Source organism: Bradyrhizobium sp. UFLA05-109, assembly GCF_054185165.1.
Map to the genome: position 1 here is coordinate 18,586 of NZ_JBBIAR010000101.1, position 9,366 is coordinate 27,951.

Genomic DNA, 9,366 nt, shown 5'->3' on the forward strand with positions numbered 1-9,366 from the left:
CTTACGAGAAGCAACGGACGCACTTGGGCCGCGCCTTGTGTTCGGGGCCTCGCGTGTGCGCCGCCCTTCCCGTCCCGGTCAACCCTCGATAGACTACCTCTCAACGAGGGATGAGATCATGCTGACGCGACGCGGTATCCTGCTTGCCTCCGTAGCGGCGGGGGTTCCCATGACCGGCAAAGGTGCATTCGCCAAGACCGCGCAGCCTTCGACACCGGTGAATTTCGATGTTCCGGCCGGCGCATGCGATTGCCATACTCACATCTTCGCCGATCCGGCAAAATTCCCGTTCTTCGCCGGTCGCGTCTACACACCGGAGCTGGCCTCGCCGGAGGAGATGAGCGCGCTCCACAAGGCGCTGCATATCGAGCGCGTGGTGATCGTGACGCCGAGCGTCTATGGCTCCGACAATTCGGCCACGCTGTTCGGCATGAAAGCGCGCGGGCCAGCCGCGCGCGGGGTCGCCGTGATCGACGACAAGACCAGCGAGGCGGATCTCGACGCCATGGCTCAGGCCGGCTTCTGCGGCATCCGCCTCAATCTCGCAACCAGCGGCGTCAACGATCCCATTGTCGGCAAGACGCGGTTCTCGGCCGCGGTCGACCGTATGACGCCGCGCAAATGGCATGTGCAACTCTTCACGAGCCTCCCGATGATCGCCGCGATCAAGCCGCTGGTGCTTGCCTCGCCCGTGCCTGCGGTGTTCGATCATTTCGGCGGCGCGCAGGCCGAGTTTGGTGTCGACCAGCCCGGCTTCTCCGACCTGCTCGACCTCGTCAAATCGGGCAAGGCCTACGTCAAAATCTCAGGCGCCTATGGTGCCTCGAAGCAGCCGCCTGACTATCCCGATATCGTACCACTCGCCAAGGCGCTGATCGCGGCCAATCCCGAGCGCATCATCTGGGGCAGCGACTGGCCGCATCCGAATTCCGTCACTCCACCCGGAAAGCAGATCACCGACGTGACGCCGCTTCAACAGATCGACGACGGCCGCTTGCTCAACCTGGTTTCGGTTTGGGCTCCGAATGCCGCGACGCGCAAGATGATCCTGGCGGACAATCCGGCGCGGCTGTACGGGTTCGCCTAACCGAGCCAAGCGTGTTCGGGCGAACGCGTCACGGCCGGCTGCAGCGATCTCTGCGAGTAAGCGCGCAGCCAGTTGCCGGCCTTACGCAAACCGCCGAACGGAAGCAGGTGGAAACCCGAATTGTTATCGCTTTGCGGACTTCCGGTCGCATCGAGCAGTTGACGGATGTCTTCGGGCACAAGGAAAGCTTGCGAAGTGATGCGTGCTATTCTGTAATCGCTTGCTCCCGATTTCCGGCGTCTGCCAGACTTGCGTTATGTCTCCACCGCATATTAACGGAAGCACCTCATTTGAGAGCAGTCAGACTCTCGCTTCCGCAGCTCTGAAACGATCCGATGACGGTGATCGGCGTTTGAACAGGATGACTGTTGCGCTTCACCGCTTGCACAAGGCCGTAATTTCACGCAATGTTTTGGCGCGTCTCCGGCCTCGTTGTTCGCGCTGCAAAGCAGAGGGAATACAGAATACCAACTTGATCAGCATGGAGTGAGCAAATATCACGAAAGCTCTCAAGGCGAGAATTTGTAAGCGCGACCGCGCTTTCGACAGGAGCGCTGATCACAACGCCATATGTGCGCGGCGCGTATGCTGCCGGCAAATTGTCGATCGGCCTCTGGGATCACTGGGTGCCCGGCGCCAACGACACATCAACCGCCCTCGTCAACGAGTGGGCCTTAAAGGAGAAGATCGAGGTTTCCATCGACTACATCACGAGCCAAGGCAGGAAGATCGAATTGATCGTTGCGGCCGAAGCTCAGGCCAAATCTGGCCACGACATTCTTTATATGGATAGCTGGTGGCCGCAAGCTTATGCCGAGCATTTCGAGGCGGTGAACGACGTCGTTGAGCCTGCGATCAAGCAGCACGGTGAGGTGAACGGCACCGTGAGATATCTCGGTCAGGCAGCGGGCAGATGGCTCGCGGTCCCCGCAACGCCGGGAAGCCAGATCAAGGGGCCCTGCTCTCGCATCGATCTGATGAAGAGATATGCGGGTATCGACATCCAGGAACTGTACCCTGCGGGAGCGCCGCCCAGAGCCGACAGCTGGACGATGGATACGTTCTTGAAGGCGGCCGAAGCCTGCCAGAAGGGTGGCTTCATGTTTGGGATTGGCCTTGGCGAGACCCCAGACAACGTCGACACGGCAGGTGCGATCTTCCAGTCGTTCGGCGGCGAGCTCGTCGATGCCAAGGGCGATCTCACGGTGAGGACGGATCAGGTTCGTCAGGCTCTCGAATATTACAAGAAGCTGATCGCCTTTCTACCGCCCGGCGCGCCTTCATGGGACGATGCCTCGAACAACAGATGGCTGATTTCCGGACGCGGCGCGCTGATCATGAACCCACCGAGCGCCTGGGCTCTCGCCAAGCGGGACGCCCCGCAAGTTGCGGAGCAATGCTGGACCCACGGATTCCCGGCCGGCCCAAAGGGGCGCTTCGCGCCCTATGTACCTTGCTTCTGGGCCATCTGGGCATTCTCCAAGAACAAGGAGGCGGCCAAGAGCCTGCTCGCCCATTTGTCGGAGCGGTCATCGATCGAGAAATTTGTCACGGCCAGCGGTGGCTACGACCTGCCAGCCTATGCGAACTTGGCGACACTGAAGACGTGGGCCGAGGAAGGTCCTCCGAAGGGCACGCTCTACCACTATCCGAACCCCTACAACCATCAGAAGCTATCAATCGCGGCCGCTCCTGCGCCGCCAAAAATTGCTCAGCAGATCTATGCCCACGCCACCCTGACCAAGATGGCGCTGCGTTACGCCAATGGTGAGAAGATGGAAGACACGCTCAATTGGGCTGAACGCGAGTGCGAAGGGTTTATGCGGAGCTGAACACCTAGATCGATTGTGCCGATTGAGATACGGAGCCGCGGGTGGACGGCCTCGGGTCGTCTGGCCCAACGGCGTTCTCGCGTCCCTCGCCGTCGTCCTGGTGGTACAGGCGATCGTACCTCGGAGCCGACGGGCCCGCCCGGGATGCTATCTGGCCTTCGACGGCAACTCCGGAGTGGATTCCGGCAGTGCGGGCCTTTGTCGGATGCATCATGCAATTCAGCCGCATAATGAGTCCCGTGAAGGATCTGGTAGTGTGGAGCGCGAGCAGCCGCGGCTTTTCGTTCGTGATCAGCTTCGATAGCCGCACTGGTCCCGGTCTTCACGGACGACCCGGCTTTCTAGCCTCGTGGCGTCCCATCCATCCGAACAGACCTGCAATCAAATTGATAGGCTCGCCCTTCAAGACTCTCACTGAAGCGGAGGAGGCCTGCCAAGCCTTCCTGAAGTACCTGACCGGATGTTACATTGGGACGACCAATGAGCCCGTAAATCAAATCTAGGCTATCCGCCGGCTGATCCAGATCGGGCTGGAAGGCAAAGTCGAAATAATCCAGCGTCCTCCATGAAGGCCGAGCGAAAGGGAAAGTGGAGTGCGAAAATCATGAAGGTAGCGGTCGGACTTCTCGCCCTTTTGTTTGCAACGAGTGCGCTTGTGTCAATCGGCGTTCAAATTTTGGACGCCGATCCCCCGGCTTAGGGGGTCAATATTGCAGGCCGAATGACAAAATGATGCCCGGAAGCGTCGCGGCACCCCAACAAGGGTTCGGTCAACGTGGAGGCTCTACTGCATCACGACGAGTTGGGCCGCAGCTTGACGAATGATGGTGGTGCCACGCTTTTCTATATCTATCTCTCCTGTAGGAGTGCGATCTACTGCGCCTGGGGTCAGCTCTGTGCGACTGATCCGTAGTGGACACCGCCTTGGCAGGGCATGGCCTTATTCACGACCTGGAGCGCCCCGGGATTGAAGCAGAGGTGCCGCGATCCGGCCCAAGGACCGCCGAAATCAGCGCCGACCCTTCGGGCTTAAGGGCTAATAGGAGCGCTGGCAATGAAAGCGTTCGCTGGGTTGGCCGTCACGGCCGGACTGATTGTCGCGATCCCCGTCGCAAATGCCCAGACATGGGCGCCCTACGAAGCCGGAAAGTCGCAGCACCACGCGGCGTCTCATTCCAACAGGCCCTATTTCGGAATGCAGCTGCAGACCATGCTTCGGCACCTGCTGAGGCCGTCGGCCTCGACCCCGCATATCGCCAGGCACAGCGTCCCGTTGCCACCACCCAACCCCAAGGAAGTCGCTGCTGGGCCGGCCGAGCCCGCGGCCGTGTCCCAGGCAAAAATGGCTGACGCGGCAAGCGGCCCTCCGAGCGAGAGCACCGGCACCGTCGGCGAAGCAAACGCGCCAACGCCGCAGATCCTGCCAACCCAGGATATGCCTGCCGTGCAAGGGCTGGAGTAGCTCCGCGATGTCGAAAGTCGTTCTCTCCGTGTAGGGTGGCGATCAAACACAACGCGATATGGCGCCTTGCGTCTCGCCGTTGAGCTGGGTCAATAGGAACCAGCTCCGAACGCGTCGCCTCCGCTGAGTCAGCGGGAGGCGTCGTAGTCGGAAACAACTCAGCATCCCGCACTTAGACCTGGCTCGCGATCTGGTGGCGAGGTGTGTTAGGTCATGATTATCCGAGCGGCAGCGGATTACGACGCCTGGCGTGAGAAGCGCGACTGGACCGCCTGGAAGTATCGCATGAACGATCTGGCGCTGCCGCTGCCGACCCAGAGGCCCCGAGGGATTGCGCGGTGTTTTTGCGGCGATGCGATCACTAACGCCACGGTCGGCTCCCATGTTAGCGCCGCCATTCGCGCTATCGGCGCACGATGAAGTTCTGCGCCGCCGCTTCGCGTTAGAAATGAGGATAGACGATCACCGCAACCTCTCAGGCGCGGCCTTACGGCCGGCGTAGGTCGCCTGGTTGTTCGACCAATACGGATTTGCCAGGCACATGGCTGACAGTCCCGAAGCGGCCGCCTTGCACTGATCCCACGATGTATAATAGCAGTAGATCGTGCTGCTACCTCCACGCTGCCACTTCTGAAGGCAAACAGGATAATTGGGGTCGTAGCGTTGAGCCGCGCATGGCGCGATCCCGAGTATAGTCACACCTGCAACAATCATTAATCGAAGCACGTGCATCGTAACCCCTGGAAATCCGTCTGTTCACGTCGGGGCAGAAGGTTCCTATGACCACGACCGCGTGGGCTTGATCCAGATCAACATGAAACCTCCATGGACGGTTCTCTTGTCGAAGGTCTGCGCAGTATGCGCTGTCGAGGCAGGATTGCCTTTCGGCGCCGCCTCTTCGGCGTCCAGCGGGGCTGTTCGATTTCTCTAATGCAAGGTGCCGTAGCCGTTACTGGATCGACAACCCTAACGCACCAGGTGCACCAACGGGCAGGCGGTCCGTCCATAATGGAGAGCGACTTGGTCGATGCATCGGTAGCAAAGCGGCTCGTCCAGGCCATCATCGACAATCCGACGAAGCCAGTCCCCGGGAGAAGGCCGGTTCATTCCGGCGGCACGATCCGGTCGCGGGGATTGCCGCAATTTGTCTGGACGCGGGGCGGCGCCTATACATTCCTGCCGAGCCTCTCGGCGATCCGCTTTTTGGGATCGCAGATGATGTGAGTCGACCATAGGCCGGGGGTCATTCGGCACTAGTTCAACACTCTCACCAGGTCATCAGCCTCGCGCAGATCGCGGGAAGTTTCCGCGGATGCAAATTTCGCCCGGGTCGATATCAGCAGGTCTCGTGCTTCTGCGCGTCCGGATGCGCTCTCGCCGGCGCTGACCAAGCGCGCGATGCTGATCGCCGTGCGCAATTCCCAACCGACCGCCCCGAGCTTCCTGGCAGAGGCAAGCGAGCGTTTGAACAAGCGCATGGCAGCCCGGTCGACTCGCAATGGTTCCCGACACAGCAGCGAGCCGCGAATCCGATAAATCTCGGGAGCCGCCCAGCGCTCGCCGGTTTTCTTCATCAGGGACTCAGCCGAAGCAGCGAAACTTCGAGCCCTTTCCATCTGCCCGATCCTTCCGAATTCTGCGGCGAGCAGAATTCGATAGAGTGGAATCTGAATGCACCGGTTCTCGGCGGGTAGTCTGCCGAGCAGGCCGCATAATTGTTCGAGCACTTCCGGCGCGGGGCCTCGTGCCGCCAACGCAGCGGTGGCCCACAATGGGCCGATGACCCGGTACATCGGATAGCCATACTTGTCAGCGACCTTCAGACCGCGCTTGACGCTGGCGAGGTTGGCCGCGAGATCGCCCTCATACCAGTGGTCGGCGACGCCAAGAATGGAGGCAAAAGCTTGCATGAACGGATGCCCGATCTCGTTCGCGAGCTGACGCGCCGTCACACAGCACTCTCTGGCCCGCCCCGGGCGGCCCAACAACCATTCGATGTGTCCGGAATAGACAAGCGATACGATCAATGGATCATGCTGATAGATCTGGACCAGCTTGCCGTGCTCACGCGGATTGTAGCGAGCGCTGACCAGAGCCGCGAGCTCACTTGCCTGCTCCAAACGACCGAGAAAGAAATTGGCGATTACGGCAGCGGTGTAGGCCATGAGGGCAGCCTCGTCGTCGCGCCACTCTTCTGCCCGCCGGACGAAATCGTGCGCGTTTTCGAGGCCTTTGGTGAGCTCGCAGTTGACCAGCTTGGCTATGGTACTTCCCCACAGCACCGTCGCCTTCTCGCGAATGGTGCCATGGCTCGCGCAAAGCTTGAGTGCACGACTGTAGGGGCCATAGACGTTGGGATCGGACCACCCGGCGTTGGCTGTGTACGCCATCGCCAAATTGGATTGCAGCGCGATTTCAGCCTCGAAGCGCTGCGGTGACGCCGGCATCTTGGGTATCAGCGAGAGGCCTTCGCGAAGATGAGCCACGGCTTCCTTGGTGGCAGAGCTGCGGAGCGCGGATTTGCCCGCCTGAAGCCAGGCCTCGATCGCTTCCGGAATGTTGCCTGCGCGTGCATAATGATAGCCTAACACCGCCGGCTGGCTGCTTTCTCCAATGGCGGCTTCCTGCAGCAGCCACGATGCGACGCGCGCATGGAGCTCACGCCTTTCCTCCTTGAGCAATGAGGAGTAGGCGACTTCCTGTATCATCGCGTGCTTGAACGTGAAGACCTTGCCTTGAGACTCTTCGCTACGATACACAATCCCGGCTGTCTCGAGTGCCCGCAACGCGTGTTTCAGCCCTTGGCCCTTGCCTGGAAGCACGCTGAAAACGCCATCATAGTTGAAGCGCCTTCCAAAAACAGAGGCGATCTGGGCGACGCGCTTGGCAGGGCCGAGACGATCAAGGCGTTCCATCAGTGAATCGTGAATGCTTGCCGGCACCAGGGTCTCCGGCAACTTCCCGCTCGGCGTAGGGCTCTCGGCCGGCCGCGGGATCGCGCCGGCATCGACGATGGCGCGTGTGAACTCCTCGACAAAGAGTGGCACGCCGTCGGTTCGTTCCACGATCTGGCTGGCAATCCTGCGCGGCACCAGATCGCTGCCCGCCACGGCCGCGACCATCTGCTCGCATTCATGCACTGCCAGCTTTTGCAGAGCAATCCGCCGAATTGCCGGCCCTGTCAGCCAGTCGGCCCTGTAGTCATCGCGATGCGTGATCAGGACCATGATCCGCTCGCTGGGACAGCGTGCGATCACGCGCACCAGCAGTTCGATGGTGGTTGGGTCCATCCACTGGACGTCCTCGACGATTCCGAGGATCGGCCGCTTGCGCGCGGCTGCGAGAAGAGCATCGACGAACACCTGCAAGGCACGCTCGCGCTCCGCGGGAGATCCGAGATCCGCGGGTTCGTATCCCGGGCATGCAGGTATTGATAGGACTGCACCGTAGTAATGAAGCGCCTGCTCGACATCAGTGACGGCTCTTGCCAAAAGCGAGCGCAATTTTGCCAATGCGAGTTGAGCGTCGTCGGTGTCCTGGATGCCGGTCGCACGTGTGAGCCGCTCGATTTCCGGGGCAAGCGGCGTGTTGACGTGGAATGGTGAGCATTGCAGCGACAGAACATCACGCGGAGACGCATCAAGGGAACTACGAAACTGGCGGATCAAACGTGACTTGCCGATGCCGGGTTCACCGGAAATCACGCCGACCTGTCCCGAGCCGGCGAGGCTCTGCTGCCACATCTCGGCAAGCAACGTACTTTCGCCGGTTCGGGCTATCATCGGGGCAAGAGGCGACCTCCGTGCGCGGTTGAACCTGCTCTCGCTGGACGCAAGCGCCTCTGCGCGCCAGGCTTCGACAGGCTCCTCGACGCCCTTGAGTGGTCGTCTGCCAAGCGACACATAGCTGAACGTTCCGCGAGTCAGCTCGTAAGTGCTCGAGCCAACCACGACGCCGTTCTCGCTGGCGAGCCCCTGCAGACGGGCAGCGATATGTGCCGAACTACCGAACACTTCCCGCCGATCGGGCGGCTCGCCGGGCACGCTGCCAACGACGACGACCCCGGTATTGACCCCGACGCGCACGCCGAGGCGGACGAAACTGCCATCCGACAGCAGAAAGTTGTGATCCTTGATCGCAGCGACGACCGCCAGCGAAGCGCGGACCGCGCGCTCAGGGTCATTTTCGTGGGCTTGCGGGACGCCAAAATACGCCAGCAATCCGTCGCCAATCATTCTGGCGATATGACCGCCGTAGCGGCGAATCTGCTCGTCGCAGATATCGCGGTAAGTTCTGATAACCGCGAAGAACTCCTCGGGGTCGATCCGCTCGCTCAGGGGTGTCGAGCCGACGATGTCGATAAATACCACGGTGAGCTGCCGGCGTTCGGCATGCAGAGCCTCATTCTCGACATTCGGCGGCGCCTGCGTCCGCTGAAGTCCGCCCGAACGATCGGGCTTCGGCTGGCTGCTCATGACCCACCGTGTTCAGTTTCCGCCGTATTTGCCGGGCGGCAAGATCGACGGCGAGCCGCGTTAGGTTGACGCTGCCGAGCGGCCTGTGCTCGGGCAGACAGTTCCATGGATTGAACACCATGTTCCCGCGGCCGTACAGCGCATTCTGCGTCAAACCCTGCTGCTGGAGCGGCAAGTGTCCCAGGCGCACTAGCCACTCTAGAGGAAGGGGCCACCACCGCGAAGCGCCCTCGACGTCATCCGACGTGCTGTACCCGTATGGAGAAACCGAACACGACGTCATCGCCGCCCTGATGCGTACGCGAGGCCAGAACCTTCACAAGCGCCTTCTCGATGGGCCCAAAACGCAAGCCCAACATGTGGTGTCGTCAATTTGACCACCGGAAGGACCGGCCAAATAGCGCGCGACCTTGTGCTCGCCGATCTTCGGCTTCGGGTCATGTGTGGACGACGCCCGCGTTGCAAGAAGAATCTGGCGTTCGGCTTGCGGTCGGGTGCAAGTCATGTGTC

General features: G+C 61.0%; 6 protein-coding genes. 4 read left to right on the forward strand and 2 right to left on the reverse strand.

The window, feature by feature from the left end:
• The first annotated feature begins 118 nt into the window (after positions 1–118).
• The 3 genes from Q3C01_RS41720 (at position 119) to Q3C01_RS41730 (ending at position 4,381) form a co-directional block, all read left to right on the forward strand.
• Complete coding sequence (locus Q3C01_RS41720) at positions 119–1,087, forward strand: amidohydrolase family protein (protein WP_458151152.1); 969 nt, start codon at positions 119–121, stop codon at positions 1,085–1,087.
• A gap of 494 nt (positions 1,088–1,581) precedes the next feature.
• Positions 1,582–2,919, forward strand: coding sequence for an ABC transporter substrate-binding protein (locus Q3C01_RS41725; RefSeq protein WP_458151158.1), 1,338 nt, complete (start codon positions 1,582–1,584; stop codon positions 2,917–2,919).
• Between the two features lie 1,054 nt (positions 2,920–3,973).
• Complete coding sequence (locus Q3C01_RS41730; RefSeq protein ID WP_458151153.1) at positions 3,974–4,381, forward strand: hypothetical protein; 408 nt, start codon at positions 3,974–3,976, stop codon at positions 4,379–4,381.
• A gap of 462 nt (positions 4,382–4,843) precedes the next feature.
• Here Q3C01_RS41730 and Q3C01_RS41735 read toward each other — a convergent pair whose 3' ends face one another.
• The gene (locus tag Q3C01_RS41735) at positions 4,844–5,113 is read right to left on the reverse strand and encodes a DUF3551 domain-containing protein (protein WP_458151154.1); all 270 of its coding nucleotides are present in this window, start codon (positions 5,111–5,113) and stop codon (positions 4,844–4,846) included.
• 288 nt (positions 5,114–5,401) lie between these two features.
• On the opposite strand from Q3C01_RS41735, the gene Q3C01_RS41740 reads away from it, so the two are divergent.
• The gene (locus tag Q3C01_RS41740) at positions 5,402–5,605 is read left to right on the forward strand and encodes a hypothetical protein (RefSeq protein ID WP_458151155.1); all 204 of its coding nucleotides are present in this window, start codon (positions 5,402–5,404) and stop codon (positions 5,603–5,605) included.
• Between the two features lie 29 nt (positions 5,606–5,634).
• Here Q3C01_RS41740 and Q3C01_RS41745 read toward each other — a convergent pair whose 3' ends face one another.
• On the reverse strand, positions 5,635–8,856 hold the full coding sequence (locus Q3C01_RS41745) for an adenylate/guanylate cyclase domain-containing protein (protein WP_458151156.1): 3,222 nt from the start codon (positions 8,854–8,856) through the stop codon (positions 5,635–5,637).
• Between the last annotated feature and the right edge of the window lie 510 nt (positions 8,857–9,366).